Genomic DNA, 19,210 nt, shown 5'->3' with positions numbered 1-19,210 from the left:
AGCTAGACTCCTGTCTGAGACGTTGACGACAAGCTGATATAATCGCTCGCTAGAGAGTGATTAGGGTCATGCTTATCGCCGCAGGTCTCATTAAGTTTAGATCCTAATGATAACTTTATCTCGTCCCGAGCTTTTTGCTTCGTATAATGCTTTATCTGCGCGCTCGAAAGGTTCTACAGCATCGTTATCATCTGCTGAAAATTGTGTTGCACCAATCGAAATAGAGATAGATACCTGTTCGCCTTTAAATCTAAACGGTATATTTTTAATGGTATTACGTAACTGGTCTAAAATAGCCGGTATTTCATGTGGTTCTAAATCGGCCAGTAGTACGACAAACTCTTCGCCACCAAAACGGGCGATAAAGTCTTTGTCTTTTATCGATTTCTGTAGTGCACGAGCGACTATTTTAAGGGCTTTATCACCGGCAATATGACCAAAGCTATCATTGATGTTTTTAAAGTGATCGATATCGATCATGGCGACGGTGGTATTGGTTTGATAACGTTGCCAACGCTTAAATTCGAGTTTAAAGCGCTCGTCTAATGCGGTGCGATTGTAAACTTGAGTGAGCGAGTCGAGGTAGAGTTTATGTTGCTGTGCTTCTAAACGCTGGGTATGCAGTAAGGTTTCTTTTTTAAGTTCTTCAAGCTGGGCTTGTACCGCTTTTATTTGCAATTCGAGTAGGATTTTTTCTTGCAGTAATTGTTCTTGTTGTTGAATACTACTGGAGATGATCTCAAGTCCTTGCTGAACATGTAATTTAGTTTCTGCCAAATTATCACAGGTACTGACATCCAAATCTAAAATATCAATACGTTCTTTCAGGTTGGCTAATAAGCTAATTTGTTTTTTGTTGATGTTATTATTATCAACTAATGAGCTATCAAACTTGTACGCGATGTTGTTGAGTTCTTCTACGATCGCATGCAGAAACGTTTTTGAGGCTAAACGCTCTTCACGTGCTCCCTCAATGACATTGTTGATGATCTGTAGGCAGATATCAACGAGCTCGTGGTCTTCAACACCTTGTAATAAACGTTGGCGGATCTTCTTCAGATTAGAACCAAAACCGCCGGCAAAATCAAGTTCATTGATTAACCGTTGTAAATCATCACATATCTTCTTGTGGGTGACAGCAGAAAAATTATCATTGCTGCCATTAGATGATTGTAGGTTTTTGATTGCACTGTGATAGATACAGAATAATGATTGTACTTTCATTTGCAATGCGGTGATGGCCGTCGCTTTGGGTTCTGCTAGTACCAGTTGCAGTTCGCTGGAGAGTTTTGGATCGTTTTGTAATAAATTAGCTAATGATTTAGCGGCTTGAGTTGTCGCACTATCACCAATTTTTAACGTGTCAGTTAAGACGTTCGGTTGTAGCATTATCTGACGCTCAACCTGTTTTATTTGGTTGAGCAGTTCATCATCAGAAACACTGCGTTCAAGAGTTGCTTTCAGCTTACTCACAGCAGTATTTAGTTCATTATCGATACCGCGTGTGGCACCCAGTAAACGATTGATAAATGCTAACAACATTGCTGTGTTTATTTTACTGTACCCGTCGGGTTCACCTTGGGGTGTAGCTGAAGGCGTATCTTGTGATGTCTGCATGAATACTTGTCACATTGGTTAAATCAAAGATGAAGATTAGCTTACCACTATATATACATCTATAAAATAGTTTGGGCTTAAAATGTAAGCTTACAACCAATTAATGTCATTTTTGTCTGTTGATGAGGTTACTTTCACCAAACCTTTTTCAATGGCCTGTTTTGACCGATTCCAAATATCACCATGGAAAAATGCCGGTTGTGTATAGGTCAACGCACTTAATTTAACCCAACTGTTCTGCTTATGTTTTCGACTTAATTGGGTTGCACCAGATAAAGCTAAGGTGGCGATATTTAACAATTTAATACTGTCTATCGCGGTAGGGTATTTAAATAAGAAAGGGTGGGAAACCATGCCTATTGAAATCGCTTTGTTAAAATTAAGTTGGCAATCAAACTGCTCGAACCAGTCTAGAATATAGTTAGCAATGATGGCTGGATCGTAATTTTTGTTCACTTTTCTAACCAATAACAGTTGGGAGTCGTTTAGTTGAAATAAACGTTCTGAATCATGTAGTTGTTGCAATAAATACAAGCCTAATTCCGCTTCGATTTTATTGACTAGTGAAAGACTGTATTTCTGACGTAAAGGTTGCAAGAAATCAAGGCTGATAATGGCACAACTGTGGACGCTATTTTGTTTGTCGGTATATTCCCAATCAGAGTAAAATCGTGCTTCTTGGAGTGGGGTCGGGATATATTGCTTCAGACTGTTGATGTTATTCAAGCCTGTATTTGGGTGGACGTTATAGTCATCTTCTAGCTGTTCGACATCTTGTCGTTGTAATTTCATTTTTTGATTGTTGACGTAATACAGATAAAGAATAACGAGCATGATTGAAGCAAGTAAGACGACGTTAATGATCAAGTTATCTTTTGTTTGTTTAAGCTTGGTTACTTGCGCTTGTAACTGGTCTATTTTTTGCGATTTTATTTCATTGTTTTCTTTATGCTGGTTAGAAACCGGTAATGTCTTTTTGGCATCAAAATTAGACAGTTTGTTGTAACGTACGAACTGTTTATAGCTATCAAGTGCTTTTGAGTATTGATCTGTTTCTTCGTAAGCGGTGGCCAAGTAGAGATAGACAGTTTCAAAGTGTTTACTGTTATTAAGTTGACCTGCAATCGTCAGGGCTTTATGCAACTGAATGAGCGCAGTATCGTAACCTTGTTGTTGAATCGACAGGTTGGCTAAGTGTACAAGCGCTTCCAGTAGTAACTCACTTTGGCCATTGTTATAAAATAGTTGCTCAGCATTGGTGAGGTACTGTTCAGCTAAGCTATAGTTGCCCATCTGTAAATAGGTTTTTCCCACTTCAAAATAAACCGCATTTAATCTGTTCTGCGCATCAAATACTTTTAATAAATCTAAGGCATTAAAATAATAAACTAACGATAAATTATATTCTTTAATTTTACGGTGCATGCTAGCAAGGGCTAATAAAGAATCAGACAGTTGCAGTTTGTTGCCTAAGTTTTGATAGTATTGGGCCGATTGATTCGCAAAGCTGATAGCCAATTTGAAATTGTCTTGGGCTATATATGCCTGACTCATTTTTTTGGTGAGTAGGCCATTGAGCGTATCTTTATTATCCAGCAGTTTTTGTTGGGCTTTATTGTAAAAGTTAATTGCTAAGGTTAATTTGTTCTGTTGTTGGTAATTATAGCCGATAGCATAAGCCGCCCACGCTGCATTATTGGTTAACGGGGTTTTTGCGGCGAATGTCTTCGCTTCGCGAAACAGTGTCATTGATTCTTCGTAATTATTGAGGTTGAGTGCTATTTCCCCTGCAATAATTTTGAGAGCAAAATAACCATTAGCGGTGGGATTATAAGTGTTGTCATCAATACTACTGAGTACTTGTTCAATGGTTTCTTGCGCAAGCTGAAAGTTAGCTAAAGTCGTTGACTGCGCCAGAATATGACTTTTTATTAATAAACTTTGTTGTCTAAGATGTAAGGGGACATTATGTTTTTTGGTGGCGAGCATCTTGTCTAGCGTAACGACTGCTTGATCGGTATTATTGGCGTAGAAATAACATAAAGCTTTTTGTTGTTTAATCAATGCGATATCGGACGGTGTGATTGATTTTTCTCGGATGTGACTGACGCGTGCAACTGAGCTGATCAGATTTTTTTTGTGGTCTTGTAAATATTCATCAATAATCTGAATACATTGATATGGTTGGCTGTATTGTACTGTTTGGCTGCGCTTTAGCTCATTCGGTAATGCCAGCTGGTCAAATAGACTTGCCGCTGCGGTGGTGCTAAAAAGAAGAAATGCAAGCGCGTAAAAAAAACGTAAGATCATGTGTTTAATATCGACTAGAAAGGCAGCCATCACATTCTTATGATTACATGTCCTTATTTAAGATTAGCTTTCCTTTGCTAATTCAGGCCTCTTTTTGAATGAGGTCGCTGTTACTATGTTATCAACAGAGTAGTTTATACTTCTAATTGATTGCAACTTGTAAATACTAAACTATTTTACTGCTTTTGTTAATGACTGGATCTTTAAAAAAATACCCAGTCATGTCATGTTATTGGCGGATTAAGCGAATATTATCTATTTTAGCATCACAATTGGTTCTGAATGGATTGATATCCAAACCACCTCTACGGGTATAGCGTGCGTATACAGTCAATTGCTCTGGTTTACAGAAGTGCATAATATCTGTGAAAATACGTTCAACACATTGTTCGTGAAACTCATTGTGCTGACGGAATGAAATTAAATAGCGTAATAATGCTTCTTGGTCGATCTTATTACCTTGGTAGGCAATATAAACACTGCCCCAATCTGGTTGATTGGTTACCAGACAATTTGATTTTAGTAAGTGGCTGTAAACAACTTCATCAACAGTGTCGGTATTATCTGCGGCAGATTTCAATAACTCAGCATTAAATTCATAATCCGCGATATCTATATCCAGATGATCAATGCAAGTGCCGGTGATTTTGGTAATTTGGCTTGGTGCTTTATCTAAGTCATCAAACATCAGTACTTCAACGGGGCCGAGTGCACAAGCAGCTAAGTCACGTTGCAGTGTTGTAGTAACTTCTGCTGTTGAGTCAAAGTGAGTTTGATTAAAGCTGTTTAAGTACAGTTTGAATGATTTTGATTCTATTAAATTTACAGACGTCGCGCAAACTTTGACTTCTGCTACTGCCACAATCGGCTTACCTTTGCTGTTTAACCAAGACAGTTCATATAAATTCCATAAATCACAACCAGTGAATGGTAGCTGCGTAGAGATTGCCAGATCATCACGGTTCAATTGTCTTGGTACGGGTTGTAACAAGCTAGGTTGATATTGCGAGATATATTCCGTTTTCTGTCCGAGGTTTAATTTATCCAGTGCAGTTGAATTTTGGTAACGGTTTGTTGTGGTCATGATTTATTCTCATCGGTTAGCGCGTAAGGTAGATAATTTACTTATCAGTGGCGAGATTGTAATAAATTTTACAGTGTAGTGATATGCTATAGCCGATTTAATCATTTTTATGGGGAATATAATGACTGCAGCTGTAACCGATGCGTTGATTGCTTTTTATGCGCGCTGTGAACAAGTTTGGCATACACAAGACTACTTACCACAGCAAGAATTTGATCCTGAATGGGACTCGCCGTGTTTTATCGCGGATTCAAATCATCCCCAACTGCTTGCAGGCCATCAAGCATGGTTGCCAGTAAGACGTAATGAGGTAAGCTCATTTAGTAATATTGAAGCGGCATTGAGTATTGAGCTTGATCCACAAATAGCCGTTTTCTTTGGTACTTACTTTAGTGATCATATGCCTGCTAGTTTTAATGATGAGATCATTGAGTTAGTACAGGTGTGGAGCGAAGATGATTTTAAGCGTTTGCAAGAAAATATGATTGCCCATTTGATGATGAAAAAAACGCTTAAACAACCGCCGACGTTATTCATTGCCAGCTGCGCTGATGATATGCAGATCATCGCCCTTGACAATATCAGTGGTGAAGTGGTGCGTGAAGTACTAGGTAAAGGGATCTCTGAGGTATTAGCCCCAGATCTTGCGTACTTTATTGAGCAGTTAACGCCGGTACTACCAACGCTTTAAGCGTTATTCAACAATATTTAACTATAATAATAAAACAGCGCCAGGTTGTACTTGCGCTGTTTTTTTGTGTCATTTTTAGGGTTAACCTATCTACCAAGGTAAATTAGATACTAAGCGGCAAGGTTCACATTTAAAATCAAAGATACCGTGTAACGCTGTTTCTAATTGCCATTCACCGCCACAACTTGGACATGGACGTGCTTTCTCGTCTTGTTTTACCGTATCCGCTAAGTGATAAAGATAATAATAAGTTGGTATCTTACTTTCCTGCTCAATATCTTTCGCTAATCGCCAACCGGTGTGGTTTAACGGACTAGTGATATCGGTCAATACCTCGCTGCAGGCTTGTTTTAATGTGGTGCCGTGCATCTGTAATTCATCGGTTGAACTCCAGTCTACTTGCCAACGTAATAAATCTTGGTGATCGCCTATCGCTGGCGTCGGTAATTTATACAACGGAATAGGGGCAAGATGTTCGCCACAACGCAGTGGTGAGCAGGTACTGAGGTAATGGGTATACAAGACTTGCCACTCAGGTTGCTGACAGGGGTCGGTATTATCGGAGTGCAAATCTATACCTGTCAGACGAATTTTAGGGGCGAGTAAACCCGCTTCATTTAAGGCTTTTAAACGAGTCTCAACGATACTGGAATGATGCCTTGGGTGCAGGCTTTCTTCTTCAGGACAAACAACACGGGTAATAAATACCCCGTCATCCATGCTGGTTGGAAATTCACGACCTAATATTTGACCGTTATAACGTAAAGCATCAATCAGTTGGGTAATAGCGCCATCCACAGCGTCAATGGTGGTGTCTTGATAACACTCAAAGGTCAGTTCTGCAGTAAACAAGGTATTCTCTCTGTGACAGTTATTGTGTTGATAATGCTTTTTTTAACGCGACTATTTCAGCTTTTAGCTCGCTTACTTCTTGGCGTAATGGCGCGATTTCTGCTCGTACCGCAGCGATCTCTTTGGCAATCAGCGCTGTCATAGGATCGGTTATTTCTGCGGCTGTCGCAATGACTGGTTTATCAGTCGTAGGGACACTGGCATTCGGATCGAAAGTCCATTTTCTTAGCGTTTCAATAATCTCGCGTAAATTAGTGGGTTGGGTGATCCGTGATTTGATCAGGGCAACAGAGGGTTTCTTCCCTTCGCGAGCCAGTTGATTGGCGGCATCGACAATATGTTGTAGGCTCATGATCTTCCTTCCTTAGTATCTCTGGTGGTGTTACTTGGGTTGTATGATGTCATTTTTCTATCGCAATTGTCCGTCACGGCTTGTTAACGTAACATAGTATCAAGCTGGTCAATGACTTCTGCCCAGTCAGCATCTTCATAAATGGCTTCTTTCAGAAACATCGATTGTGAAGCGTTCCAAAACGGTGCTTCGAATAATAATACACCAGTTTGGATCTTATGCTGCTGGATAAAGCGTTTTACGCTCAATTCATCATTTTCTAATCCGAGTTGGGCGAATAACATGTCCAAGGTTTGGGTGGCTAAAAACATCATCTGGCTCCGCTATTTTTTTACAGTATAGCCAGTGATGAGCAACAAGGTTAGTTTATCGTGATTAATCTATCGCATAAGGAGGCACTACAAACTCTAACACCCTCGGTCCCGCCATCACGAGGCAAGCTTGATAAGCATTTTCCCCGTTGCTGCTAAACTCAAAGTTAAACTTATAACGAAATAAACTGCCTTTGTGGGGATACCAAGCGATACCCGCTTGGGCTGTTGATAGCCATTGTAGTTGTTGCTGTTGGCAATATTGCTTGATTAGCGCGTTGGCTAATTCAGCTTGCTTACGCAGGTGTATAAAGATCACCCCCCCGATAAATCCAACAACGATGACGAACAAACTGCCCATATATAAATCACTCCGTGATAGTGGCTTGACGATGCAAAAAATTTGACTACGTTTTTTGACGACGCTTATATTATTAACTACGTTGTTGACGAAACAATAGACCAATCGCGCTGCCAAGGGTATTAGTTCGGTTTGGGTTACGTAACATCGCTAATACTTTATTACGTAGCGCTGGTATTGCGACTAAATCAGAGAATAAGTAAATAAACAGTTCTTCACCTTGCTGTTGTTGCACTGCGGCTTCAAAGAATGCTAATAATCGCGCTTCATCATCAAGATCATGCCAGCAACGACCGGCTAATGCCACTATGGTTTGGCTAATGTCGGTATGTTTAAACAACGCAGGGTAAAGATCGGCACGTAACCCTTGCGCTGGAGCACTGGATAATGCGCGCAACAACATCGATAAGCGTACATCGTCTGGTTTTTCTTGCGCAGCTTCTTGACTGATTAGTGTTGCTAACGCTTCGCTTAATACTGTTGGTAGTGCTTCGTGCTCAAGTGCGAGGCAAAGTGAGTACAGTGGCTCAGTCGGTAGTGTTGGTAATGCCGTTGCAACGTGCTGGGCATTATTATCACGATTCAGGCGCGCAGCGATATCGCAAATACCTTGAACGCCTACTTCTTGCCACTGCTCGAAACCAAGCTTGTTAGCAAAGTAGTTGTGCGCCGTTGGGTAATATTTACTTTCTGGGCGAATGAAGTCACGGTTGATTACGGCATTTAACATGGCGATTTTATCTGTGCTTGGTTTAAACACATAAGGATTGGTTGCGAGGTGTTCTTGTTGTTCTTCACTTGGGGTTTTTTCTAACATCAGACCCAGCGATTCAACTACCATGTTAAGGAAGACATTACGCGTCCCTTGAATGAGTAAGCCTTGCTCATCCAGTGGGAACTTTAGAAACCAAAGGTAGTGTTGGTTATTCTCATTTTTGTTCCAAAAGGTAATGGCAAATTGAGCATGGCGTTGCAACGGTGCAGGGTAAGGTCGCTGAGCGGATTCAAACTGCATAAAGTCGTCGGTTGAAATTTTGCTGATCTTACGACCCATGTCATACACGCGAAACTGAGTCTTTGCCTGTAACAGGAATTCCGATAGCGTGTTAAGAGTATGCATATTAGCCATGATCTAATGTGTCCAAGTTAAAAGTGGAGCCTAATGGCGCTTAAGTATTGGCGTATTATACGCAAACCTTATCAAGATGCGAATTGAGATCTCGATGGACTTTTGTATCTTGGCGTGGCTGACGTATAATGCCGCTAAATTTGTTTGGTCGCGATACAGCTTTTGCTTCGTGAACCTTAAATAGAGACACAATTATGACAGTCTATTTGCAGGCTCAGCAGCTGTTAACGGCGATAGAAGCAGAATTAAAACACCGTTTATTGTGGAATGACGTGATGCCAAGTGCTGAAGCGTTAGCGAGTACCACGCCCTTTTGTATTGATACGATGTCCTTTGCAGATTGGTTGCAGTTTATCTTTTTAGTAAAGATGAACCAGCTGGTGGTCATGCAGATGCCGTTACCTGAGAAGATGGCAATACATCCGATGGCAGAAGAAGCCTTTAAACCAGTATCTGCGGATACACGTGAGCTATTAGCCCTGATCTTATCGTTTGATCAGTTGTTAAATAACAATAGTTAAATACAGCTAGTTAGGTAATAAAGCACAATGTTAAATATTTTATATCAAGATGAGTATTTGGTCGCGATTGATAAACCGGCTGGTTTGTTGGTGCATCGTAGTTGGTTAGACAGTCATGAAACCCAATTTGCGATGCAAATGGTACGCGATCAGATTGGTCAACATGTTTATACCGTACACCGTTTAGACAGGCCAACATCTGGTGTGTTGTTATTTGCTTTATCCAGTGATGTCGCCAGACAGATGAGCGAAATATTTCAAGCCCATGCATTAACCAAACGTTACCTTGCGGTGGTACGTGGCTGGATCAATGAAGCTGGTACGCTGGATTATGCCTTAAAAGTAGAGCTTGATAAGATTGCTGATAAACAAGCAACACAAGATAAAGATGCACAAGAGGCGGTAACGCATTACAAACCGCTACATCAGGTTGAAATACCGCATGCCGTAAGCAAAAATCATCCCACTAGTCGCTATTGCTTAATGGAATTAGAACCGCAGACCGGTCGTAAACATCAATTACGTCGTCACATGAGACATCTATTTCACCCCATAGTCGGTGATACTACCCATGGTGATGGTCGACATAATGTGTTCTATCGTGAGCACTTTAACTTGCAGCGCTTGTTACTTATTTCGAAATCATTGTCTTTCATTCATCCGATAACAGAGCAGCCAGTGCATATCGAAGCTGAGGTGGGTGAAGAGATATTAGGGTTGTTTGAGCAATTTGACTGGCCTGCACAAGAAAGTGATTATTTACCGAATTCATTAGCAAAATAGTGATTTTTTCGGTTGTTAACGTACAGATAAACTTAGGTTACACTTTGTTACGTAAGTTTATCTGTAAAGCTGGTATCATTATCTGTTAAGTTTAATTCCAGTAAACTCGCATTAATACGCCAACCCACTTACTTTCCCTGTGTTCTTGGCTAAATATCCGCTTAAACCCGCATTTACTACCACAAAAGTCGTCCAGCTAATCATCATGCTTTGTGGTGTGTAGTCTCAGTCGTTAAAAAACGCGTTCAATTGTACCGTTTTGTACCATTGTGAGTGGCTATTCAAATCTAAACAGCCGATCGGGTAATTGTTATGACTATTGTTTTTAGCAGGCTATAGTTAACTCAACAAAGGAAGCTAATCATGCATCCTCAACAAATTCCGCTGTATCAGGTTGCTGTTACGGCACTATTTAGTTTGTTCACTAGGAGTGAGAGATGAGTAACGCGTTTGCAAATCTACAAAAAGTAGGTAAGTCGTTAATGTTACCAGTATCGGTATTACCGGTTGCGGGTATTTTATTAGGTATTGGTGCTGCCAATTTCAGTTTCTTACCTGAAGTCGTCTCACAATTAATGGAACAAGCGGGTGGTTCAGTATTTGGCCAAATGGCACTACTGTTCGCTGTCGGTGTTGCTTTAGGTTTCACTAAGAATGACGGTGTTGCGGGCCTTTCTGCGATTGTTGGTTACGGTATTATGACGGCAACACTCAGTGTTATGGCCGGCGTGATGGGTGTCGACAAAATTGATACTGGTGTACTTGGTGGTATTCTTGCTGGTGGCCTAGCTGGTTGGGCATTTAATAAATTCTATCGTATTCAATTGCCTGAATACCTAGGTTTCTTTGCTGGTAAACGTGCTGTGCCTATTATTACTGGCTTCTGCTCGATTGCGCTTGGTGCGTTACTTTCTGTTATTTGGCCGCCAATTGGTGCCGTTATTGCTACTTTCTCTGATTGGGCTGCTCATCAAAACCCAACGGTGGCATTTGGTATCTACGGTGTAGTTGAACGTGCGCTTATCCCATTTGGTCTTCACCATATTTGGAATGTACCGTTTTTCTATGAAGCTGGTACTTGTACTAACAATGCTGGTGGAATTGCTCATGGTATCATGACTTGTTTCCTTACCGCTGATGATGCAACACGTGCTGCAGGTAATGGTTTTGGTCAACTTGCTGGTGGTTACTTATTTAAAATGTTCGGTCTTCCTGCTGCTGCTATCGCAATTGCGCATTCAGCTAAACCTGAAAACCGCGCTAAAGTATTAGGTATCATGGCATCTGCTGCATTGACGTCATTCCTAACGGGTATTACAGAACCAATTGAATTTGCATTCCTATTCGTAGCACCTGTACTTTATGTAATTCATGCACTACTTGCTGGTCTAGCTTATGTAATCACTAACTCAATGGGTATTATTCACGGTCATACGTTCTCGAACGGTTTCATTGACTTTGTTGTTCAAGCACCGCACGCTGCAAAAATGCCATTACTTGTTGGTATTGGTATGGCTTATGCAGCTGTCTACTACATTGTATTCCGCGTAGTGATTAAGGTATTAGATCTTAAAACTCCTGGTCGTGAAGATGAAAGTGATGACGTAGTTGCTGCGCCTGTATCAACAGATGCAATGGCCGCTGAACTAGTTGCTGCATTCGGTGGTAAAGATAACATCACTAACCTTGACGCATGTATCACGCGTTTACGTATCAGTGTTAACTCGATTGATAAGGTAGACAACGAAAAACTGAAAGCATTGGGCGCAAAAGCGGTCGTGGTTGTCGGTTCAGGTGTTCAAGCTATCTTCGGTACGAAATCTGATAATCTACGTACTGATATGGAACAATATATCAATACGCTTTAATCAGTTCGCTGATTGACTTAAGCCACTGCACTTGCAGTGGCTTTTTTGATTCTGAGAAACGAGTCTACGGCGCACGAACCAGAACCGCATGTTATATCAATCATCCTTGCTCACCATGGAATTAACTCGCCCAAGATTGAATTTGGGAGCGTTATGTTAATCAATCAGAGGTATTTTATGTTTAAGAACATGTCGCTCAAAAACAAGCTGGCATTATCGGCGAGTCTTGCCATTATTCTCGGTGGGATACTAGTGGCTTCCCTATCTTTTTGGTCATCACTGCAACGTTTAGATGTTGAGATTGAGGAGCGGTTAAAAGGGTCATCAGCTTCATATAATCAATATGTAGCGGATTGGATTGCATCTAAAGGTACTATTTTAAGTTCGTTGTCTGATGATATAGCACCGGAAACGCTTGAGAAACATTTACAACAAATGGCGCGATCTGGCGAATTTGATAATGTCTTCGCCGCATTTCCAGACGGTAGTCAAAAGAATGCCAATGGGATCACGTTGCCAGCAGGTAATGATGATCCTCGAAAATGGGGCTGGTACATTAACGCCAAAGCTGACCCTTCAAAAGTGTTTATGGATAATCCCACTGTTGCCGCGGCGACAGGGGCGAATGTTGTCTCATTAGGCAGTGAGCATCGTCTGCAAGGTCAATCTGTCGTTATTGGCGCGGATGTTGAAATTAGAAATATTGTGCAAAATATGGAACAAGTCATACTGCCTGGTGACGGGTATATGCTTATTAGTAATAATCAAGGTGCTATTTTTGCTCACCAAGATATTAATCTATTGAATAAAAAAATTGCGTCGTTAGGTCTAGATTTTGCTGCGATCCAGCAAACATTACGTGATCCTCATGTTGAAAAAGTAATGGTTAACGGCAAAGACACCATGATTTATGCCGAAGCGATTAAGAATAACGATTTAGTTATTATTATGGTGGTTGATTATAATTCTGCGGTCGCCCCTCTGTACGCCGCAATATGGAGCCAAGTAATTGCCACGCTTGTCGTTGTCGTCGTTTGCACGTTTTTATTCAATTTGTTGTGCGGTATGTTATTTCAACCCTTACGAAGTGTATCTGATGCGCTGGCTTTGATTGCGCAAGGTGGCGGTGATCTTACCCAACGCATTGAGATATATGCCAACGATGAAGTCGGTCATTTAGCTAATAGTTTTAATCTGTTTGTAGGTAGTCAGCAACAATTAATCCAGCATATTCGTACTCAATCCGAGACGTTAACAACTGAGTCCATCGAGGGTGAACGACAGGCAAATCAAGCTGCGAGTGATCTCAATCATCAACAGCAAGAAATTGAAATGGTGGCGACGGCTGTGACTGAAATGGCTTCTGCAACTCAGGAAATTGCTTCCCATGCAGAACAAACTGCCAGAGCGGCACAAGATTCTACCGGCAGTACCCACGAAGGTCGCCAGTTGGTATTAAACTCAAAACATTCGATCAATAATTTGGCCTCTGAAGTCTCTGAAGCGTCTAAAGTGATTGGTGACTTAAACCAGCATGCGCAGGACATATCAACCATACTCGCGACCATCCAGGGTATTGCAGAGCAAACTAACTTATTGGCATTGAATGCGGCCATTGAAGCGGCTCGCGCCGGTGAACAAGGGCGTGGTTTTGCTGTGGTTGCGGATGAAGTTCGCGTGCTGTCACAACGGACACACTCATCGACACAAGAAATTAAAGCAACGATTGAAACCTTGCAACTGACGACCAGTAAAGCCGTCAATTTAATGGATAGTAGCTCGAAAATGGCTCATTGTTCTGTGTCGGATGCCGAGCAAGCGGCACATGCCTTGGAGGAAATTAATCGTTCTGTGGTCTTAATTAGTGATATGGCGACTCAGATTGCCACTGCTGCTGAAGAGCAAACTCAGGTCACGAGTGAAATTTCGCAGAATGTTATTTCAATTAAAGATGTGACCGATACACTGGCTTTAGGTGCCAACCAAAATCTAGTGCAATCGCAACAACTCAATCATCAAGCGAGTGAATTAAACGGCAAAGTAGCCACTTTTATTGTGTAAGCAGATGAGGACAATCCGTCGTAGTAATGTCGTCGCGTAAAAAACGGTATAAGGATTGGTGTTATGCGATTAACCAAACTATTCGACTCAGATTATGAGCCGAATAGTTTAATTATTTATAATTAATCAAATAACGCGTGCTACGCCCGCCTGCACCGGTTTTAGTCAAACAACCTTGTTCAATTAAAGCGTTCAAATGTCGAGTCGCAGTGGCTTTACTTACCTTCGCTACTTTTTGATATTGGCTTGAGTTTATGCCTTGGTCAAAATCGCCATCTAATAAACGGTTAATTACTTTAGCTTGCTCTGGTGTTAACTGCGTTTGATCAATGCGCAGCCAGTAATTGGTTTTCAATACGGTTTGGTCAATATCATTTAATGTGGTTAGCAGCGTTTCGTTTAAGGTATCAAAAAACCAAACAAGCCAAGCGGTGATATCTGTTTCCCCATTCTGCGTTTGCTCCAATATTTCATAATAACCTTTGCGTCTGGCTAGGATACTGACTGACATAGCATAGAATCGGATTGATTGGCATTCTGCTTGTGCTAGTGCCAAATCTGTCAATAAACGTGTGATTCGACCATTACCGTCATCCAGTGGATGGAGTGTTACAAACCATAGATGGGTGATTGCAGCGCGTATTAACGGATCTAACGCACTATCTGTTTTTGACTGATTAAACCAAGTGATAAACGCGGTTAACTCATGATCTAGAACATGCCGAGGTGGCGCTTCAAAATGCACTGTCGGGCGATCTAATCGTCCTGATACGACTTGCATGGGTATATCTCCACGCAATACACCACCTTGTACTGGATTGAATAGGGTATAACCTACTGGAAATAACAGCGTGTGCCAATTCAGTATCCGTTCAAGGGTTAGCTTGTCATCTAAATTAGTAATGGCATCGAGCATGATCTCGGCAAGGCCATCGGTTTTCTCTGATGTCGGATAGGGTTTGTCTTCGCTGATGCCTAATCTATTGGCTAGCGATGAACGCACAGAAAAGGTGTTGAGCTTTTCATCTTCAATCGCGCTTGAGTAGACTATATTGGCGAGTAGAGTATCAAGTGCAACTTGTTGTTCATTATTGTTCTGCGCATTGACTTTACCCAGTAATAAACCCTGATTAAAGTGTGCTTGCCTTAAAATAGGCGCGATACTGGCTTCATGCCAAGTAAAGTTTGGCCATTCTTGCTGTTCCCATATCCACATACTTACCTCGCCGTGAGTCAATTAATTAAGCTATTCGACTCATATTATGAGCCGAATAGGGATTTATTCAACTCATTTCGTGAGCCGATTAGAGCGTTATTCGACTCACACTACCGTTCGCACTGATCTTTAGTGCTAAAAAAGCCCAGTTTAACTGGGCTTGGTATTCATATTAATCATGCTTAATAATAAGCAGATTAGTTATTTGAGTGTAGCTCTGCGTTTAGTTCAACCGCTGATTTATTAGTTAAACATTCAATCGTGCCTGAGATAGAGTTACGACGGAATAACAGGTCATCTTTACCTGCTAAGTCACGTGCTTTAACAACTTCAACCGCTTGGTTGCTGGCATCTAGCATTTGAACTTTAGAACCTGCTGTAATATATAAGCCCGATTCGATAGTACAACGGTTACCCAGTGGGATACCTAAACCAGCGTTGGCGCCAAGTAAGCAGTTTTCGCCCATCGAGATAATTAACTGACCACCGCCACTTAATGTTCCCATTATAGACGCGCCGCCACCGATATCAGAACCTTTACCAATCATCACACCGGCAGATATACGCCCTTCAACCATGCTCACACCTTCTGTGCCCGCATTAAAGTTAACAAAACCTTCATGCATGATAGTCGTGCCTTCACCAACGTGTGCGCCTAAACGTACACGAGCAGTATGGGCAATACGTACACCTGTCGGTACTACGTAGTCTGTCATTTTAGGGAATTTATCAACACAGCTTACCGTTAATACTTCACCAGCAAGACGCGCTGCAATTTGACGGTCGGCAAGTTCAGGTAAATCGATAGGACCTTGGTTAGTCCAAGCGATGTTGTGTAATAGACCAAAGATACCGTCTAATACTGTGCCATGCGGCTTAACTAAACGATGTGAAATCAGTTGTAGTTTTAAATAACCTTCAGAAACGGATGCTGGTTTTTCATCTGTCGCAAGCATCACAAGTACTAATGGTTGCTTGCTGTTTGCTGCTGCAGTTGCAAATTTAGCATTGGCTGCATCATCATTTGTTGTAAATACCGCTGCAAGTTGCGCTGCTTGTGCAGGCGTTACTTCAACAGCTTCATTTTGACCTTGATAATTAACGACTTCACTAATATCAGCAACCAGTTTATCACTTGGGTTTAACAGAGGATTAGGGAAAAAAGCTTCGATAATTTTACCTGCAGTGTTTTTAGTAGCACTACCGAATGCGAGTGAAAAAGTTGCCATAGCTGAGAAATCTCCATTTAGAATAAGGGCGTAATATTCATACATCACGCCGGCTCTGAGTATTTTTTTGTATTTTTTTGTATTTATTTTTATAAATAATAAAACATTACTGTTAGTTCTATCACATTTCGCTTTGTTGTTTCAAAGAAAATGATGATTGTTATTTTTCGATTAGCTAGTTATCTGCTAATTCAGTGATCAGATTATGACGTAATTCCGCTTGTTGCTCTGGTGATAACGGTTGATTGTTATTACCCGAGATAATAAAGAAATCTTCTGCGCGTTCACCAATGGTGGAGATCTTGGCATTATGCAGAACGATATTTTCTGAGCTTAATATGGCGCTGATACGAGCCAGCAGACCAGGTGTATCCAAGGTTATAATTTCAACAAAGGTACGTTTTTTCTTGGTGGCTAAAAACGTGACTTTAGTTTTTACCGAGAACTGCTTTATTTGGCGTGGAATACGCTGTTTTCTTAATATCGGTGCTGTGGCTGCTGTTAACACTGTTTCTAATGATTCTTGTAATGCATAAACGCGATCAGGGGCGAGGGTATCACCGGTTTGATCTAAGATCACAAAGCTATCGAGCACATAACCATTACGGCTTGATGTAATTTTGGCATCGTGAATATTTAAACACTTATTACCCAGTGCAGAGACCGCTGAGGCGAACAGGTGTTTATTTTCTTTGGCGTAGATAAAGACTTCATTACCACCGCGGGCACTATTTTGACTTATCAGCACTAAGGGTTTTGTTGGGTCTTGATGATTCAAAATCCCGGTTGTGTGCCAACATATTTGGCTCGGATCATTACGCAAAAAGTACTCAGAGCGAAATGTCGTCCATAAGGTTTGGATCTGCTCGAGACTAAAACTGCTATTTTCTAAAAAGGCCAACGCAGTGTCTTTATTATTCTTGATCCTGAATTTAGCATCCAATGGATTTTCCAACCCACGGCGCAGTGCTTGCTGGGTGAGGAAGTATAATTCACGTAGCAGTGAGCCTTTCCAATTATTCCATAAGGTATCATTGGTGGCGCAGATATCGGCGACGGTAAGGCAGTAGAGGTAGTTTAAATGCTCTTGATCACCTATGGTGCGGGCAAACTCAGTAATGATCTCCGGATCATGAATATCACGACGCTGCGCGGTCACAGACATTAATAAATGATATTTTACTAATCGCGCCACGAGTTTACGATCGGCTTTGTTAATACCGTGCTTTTTACAAAATGCGCGTACATCAATGGCGCCAATCTCGGAGTGATTACCTTTTTGGCCTTTACCTATATCATGGAAAATCGCCGCGATGAGCAATAATTCGGGTTTTTCTAAACGCGGATAGATCTCACAGCAGAGTGGATGCGTTTCTTTGGTTTCTTCGCGTTTATAAGAATCAATAATCTTCACTAAACGATGGGTGTGTTCGTCTACGGTGTAATTATGGAAGAGATCAAATTGCATCTGCCCGAGGATACGACTCCACTGTGGAATGTAAGCGGCAATGACACCATGTTTATGCATTAAGGTCAGCGCGAGACCACTGGCGTTAGGATGCTTAAGTAACAGCATGAATTGTTCACGACACTCGGGTATGTCTTCTAACCACATGGTCAGTTTACGTCTGGCGTCACGCAGTTCACGTATCGTACCGGCATAAATACCGGTGATATGCTCGTTATCTGCTATGTGGCAAAATAATTCAATAATCGCACCAGGGCGACGCGTAAATAGATCTGTGCTGGTGGTATCAATAAGGCTGCCACGAAGACGGAAATCGGCGGTGATATTACGCACATCCATGCCAACGTGTCCGAGGATCGCCTGATTAAATAATTGTAACAGCATTTCATTGAGTTCAGTGACGCGACGGATAGTTTGGTAAAACTGCTTCATCATAGTTTCAACGGCGTGATTACCCTCGCCGCTATAACCGAGCGCTTCCGCTACCGATGTTTGTCGATCGAAGAGCAGACGGTTATCACAACGTTTTAAGCCCAGGTGCAGGGCAAAGCGCACACGCCACAAGAATTTCTGACAATCTTCCAATTCGTGATATTCACCTCTGGTTAAAAAACCATGATTGGTTAATTCTAAGAAACTGTTTGAGCCGAAATGACGGCGGGTGATCCACAAGATAGTTTGTAAATCGCGTAACCCACCAGGGCTGCTTTTTAAATCAGGCTCTAAATTATATGATGAACCTTTGAAGTGATGATGGCGAGCAAGCTGTTCTTCATGTTTGGCTTGGAAAAAATCTTGGCTTGGCCAAAAAGTTTCTGGATCAATAATATCTTGTAACTGCGCGTAAGTATCTTCAGAACCGGTAATTAAGCGTGATTCTAATAGGTTGGTCGCAATGGTAATATCACCTAAACCTTTCTCTAAACATTCCTCAATGGTGCGGACACTATGACCCACTTCTAAACGCAAATCCCATAACATGGTAATAAAGAGTGAGATTGCTTGCTCTTGTTCTGGGGTTAAGGTTGACGTGGTCGTGATCAGTAAATCGATGTCTGATTTAGGATGTAATTCACCACGGCCATAACCACCCACAGCGACGAGTGCTAATGCGGGGTGCGAAGAAAGAGTAAATTTTTGCCAAAGTCGATTCAGCAATTGATCCATGTATTCTGCGCGGCAAGAGACTAACGCAATAATATCATCACCATCAAAAAAGCGTTGTTCAAGCCAAGACTGGAACTCTTGCATGTGTGATTTACAATGACTAAGTGTTAACTCTTCATCCGAGAGTAATGCGGGAACATATTGAGTTTGATCCATACGACGCCTTCCTGGAGTTCGATAGAAAAATGGG

The 19,210-nt window shown here is 41.4% G+C and carries 16 protein-coding genes; 5 read left to right on the top strand and 11 right to left on the bottom strand.

What is annotated here, in order from left to right; genetic code table 11:
• Positions 1 to 96 precede the first annotated feature (96 nt).
• The 3 genes from A923_RS0117850 to queF form a co-directional block, all read right to left on the bottom strand.
• The gene (locus A923_RS0117850; RefSeq protein ID WP_017223059.1) at positions 97 to 1,617 is read right to left on the bottom strand and encodes a GGDEF domain-containing protein; all 1,521 of its coding nucleotides are present in this window, start codon (positions 1,615 to 1,617) and stop codon (positions 97 to 99) included.
• A gap of 90 nt (positions 1,618 to 1,707) precedes the next feature.
• The gene (locus tag A923_RS0117845) at positions 1,708 to 3,957 is read right to left on the bottom strand and encodes a tetratricopeptide repeat protein (RefSeq protein ID WP_017223058.1); all 2,250 of its coding nucleotides are present in this window, start codon (positions 3,955 to 3,957) and stop codon (positions 1,708 to 1,710) included.
• A gap of 199 nt (positions 3,958 to 4,156) precedes the next feature.
• The gene (gene queF, locus A923_RS0117840) at positions 4,157 to 5,011 is read right to left on the bottom strand and encodes an NADPH-dependent 7-cyano-7-deazaguanine reductase QueF (protein WP_017223057.1); all 855 of its coding nucleotides are present in this window, start codon (positions 5,009 to 5,011) and stop codon (positions 4,157 to 4,159) included.
• A gap of 121 nt (positions 5,012 to 5,132) precedes the next feature.
• Between queF and syd the strand changes: the two genes are divergently transcribed.
• Positions 5,133 to 5,702, top strand: a complete 570-nt coding sequence (gene syd / locus A923_RS0117835; RefSeq protein WP_017223056.1) for a SecY-interacting protein — start codon at positions 5,133 to 5,135, stop codon at positions 5,700 to 5,702.
• A 90-nt stretch (positions 5,703 to 5,792) separates the two neighbouring features.
• Here syd and A923_RS0117830 read toward each other — a convergent pair whose 3' ends face one another.
• The 5 genes from A923_RS0117830 to A923_RS0117810 form a co-directional block, all read right to left on the bottom strand.
• Positions 5,793 to 6,554 carry a Zn-ribbon-containing protein gene (locus A923_RS0117830; protein WP_017223055.1) on the bottom strand — a complete coding sequence of 254 codons (762 nt, stop codon included), beginning with the start codon at positions 6,552 to 6,554 and terminating at the stop codon, positions 5,793 to 5,795.
• A gap of 19 nt (positions 6,555 to 6,573) precedes the next feature.
• Positions 6,574 to 6,906, bottom strand: a complete 333-nt coding sequence (locus A923_RS0117825; RefSeq protein ID WP_017223054.1) for a hypothetical protein — start codon at positions 6,904 to 6,906, stop codon at positions 6,574 to 6,576.
• An 83-nt stretch (positions 6,907 to 6,989) separates the two neighbouring features.
• Positions 6,990 to 7,220, bottom strand: coding sequence for a DUF2789 domain-containing protein (locus tag A923_RS0117820; RefSeq protein ID WP_026006327.1), 231 nt, complete (start codon positions 7,218 to 7,220; stop codon positions 6,990 to 6,992).
• A 61-nt stretch (positions 7,221 to 7,281) separates the two neighbouring features.
• Entirely contained in the window at positions 7,282 to 7,578 is a 297-nt protein-coding gene (locus A923_RS0117815) for a DUF3301 domain-containing protein (protein ID WP_017223052.1), read from the bottom strand.
• A gap of 73 nt (positions 7,579 to 7,651) precedes the next feature.
• Positions 7,652 to 8,707 (bottom strand): DUF3549 family protein, encoded by a 1,056-nt coding sequence (locus A923_RS0117810; RefSeq protein WP_017223051.1) that lies wholly within the window; start codon positions 8,705 to 8,707, stop codon positions 7,652 to 7,654.
• 194 nt (positions 8,708 to 8,901) lie between these two features.
• Between A923_RS0117810 and A923_RS0117805 the strand changes: the two genes are divergently transcribed.
• From A923_RS0117805 to A923_RS0117785, 4 genes are all read left to right on the top strand, one after another.
• Positions 8,902 to 9,228, top strand: coding sequence for a YqcC family protein (locus A923_RS0117805; RefSeq protein WP_017223050.1), 327 nt, complete (start codon positions 8,902 to 8,904; stop codon positions 9,226 to 9,228).
• Between the two features lie 27 nt (positions 9,229 to 9,255).
• Positions 9,256 to 10,011, top strand: a complete 756-nt coding sequence (truC, locus tag A923_RS0117800; RefSeq protein ID WP_017223049.1) for a tRNA pseudouridine(65) synthase TruC — start codon at positions 9,256 to 9,258, stop codon at positions 10,009 to 10,011.
• 437 nt (positions 10,012 to 10,448) lie between these two features.
• The gene (gene ptsG, locus A923_RS0117790; RefSeq protein WP_017223048.1) at positions 10,449 to 11,879 is read left to right on the top strand and encodes a PTS glucose transporter subunit IIBC; all 1,431 of its coding nucleotides are present in this window, start codon (positions 10,449 to 10,451) and stop codon (positions 11,877 to 11,879) included.
• Between the two features lie 177 nt (positions 11,880 to 12,056).
• A complete protein-coding gene (locus A923_RS0117785) occupies positions 12,057 to 13,940 on the top strand; it encodes a methyl-accepting chemotaxis protein (RefSeq protein WP_017223047.1) in 1,884 nt (627 codons plus the stop codon).
• Between the two features lie 112 nt (positions 13,941 to 14,052).
• Here the strand turns inward: A923_RS0117785 and A923_RS0117780 are convergent, their stop codons facing one another.
• The 3 genes from A923_RS0117780 to glnD all read right to left on the bottom strand — a co-directional run bounded on the left by A923_RS0117780 (position 14,053) and on the right by glnD (position 19,176).
• The gene (locus tag A923_RS0117780) at positions 14,053 to 15,156 is read right to left on the bottom strand and encodes a Fic family protein (RefSeq protein ID WP_017223046.1); all 1,104 of its coding nucleotides are present in this window, start codon (positions 15,154 to 15,156) and stop codon (positions 14,053 to 14,055) included.
• Between the two features lie 197 nt (positions 15,157 to 15,353).
• Positions 15,354 to 16,385, bottom strand: coding sequence for a 2,3,4,5-tetrahydropyridine-2,6-dicarboxylate N-succinyltransferase (gene dapD, locus A923_RS0117775; protein WP_017223045.1), 1,032 nt, complete (start codon positions 16,383 to 16,385; stop codon positions 15,354 to 15,356).
• A 175-nt stretch (positions 16,386 to 16,560) separates the two neighbouring features.
• Positions 16,561 to 19,176 (bottom strand): bifunctional uridylyltransferase/uridylyl-removing protein GlnD, encoded by a 2,616-nt coding sequence (glnD, locus tag A923_RS0117770; protein WP_017223044.1) that lies wholly within the window; start codon positions 19,174 to 19,176, stop codon positions 16,561 to 16,563.
• Positions 19,177 to 19,210: the final 34 nt, after the last annotated feature.

It is taken from the genome of Moritella dasanensis ArB 0140 (assembly GCF_000276805.1).
Taxonomy (GTDB): Bacteria; Pseudomonadota; Gammaproteobacteria; order Enterobacterales; family Moritellaceae; genus Moritella; species Moritella dasanensis.
This window is presented reverse-complemented; position numbering and strand designations above follow the sequence as displayed.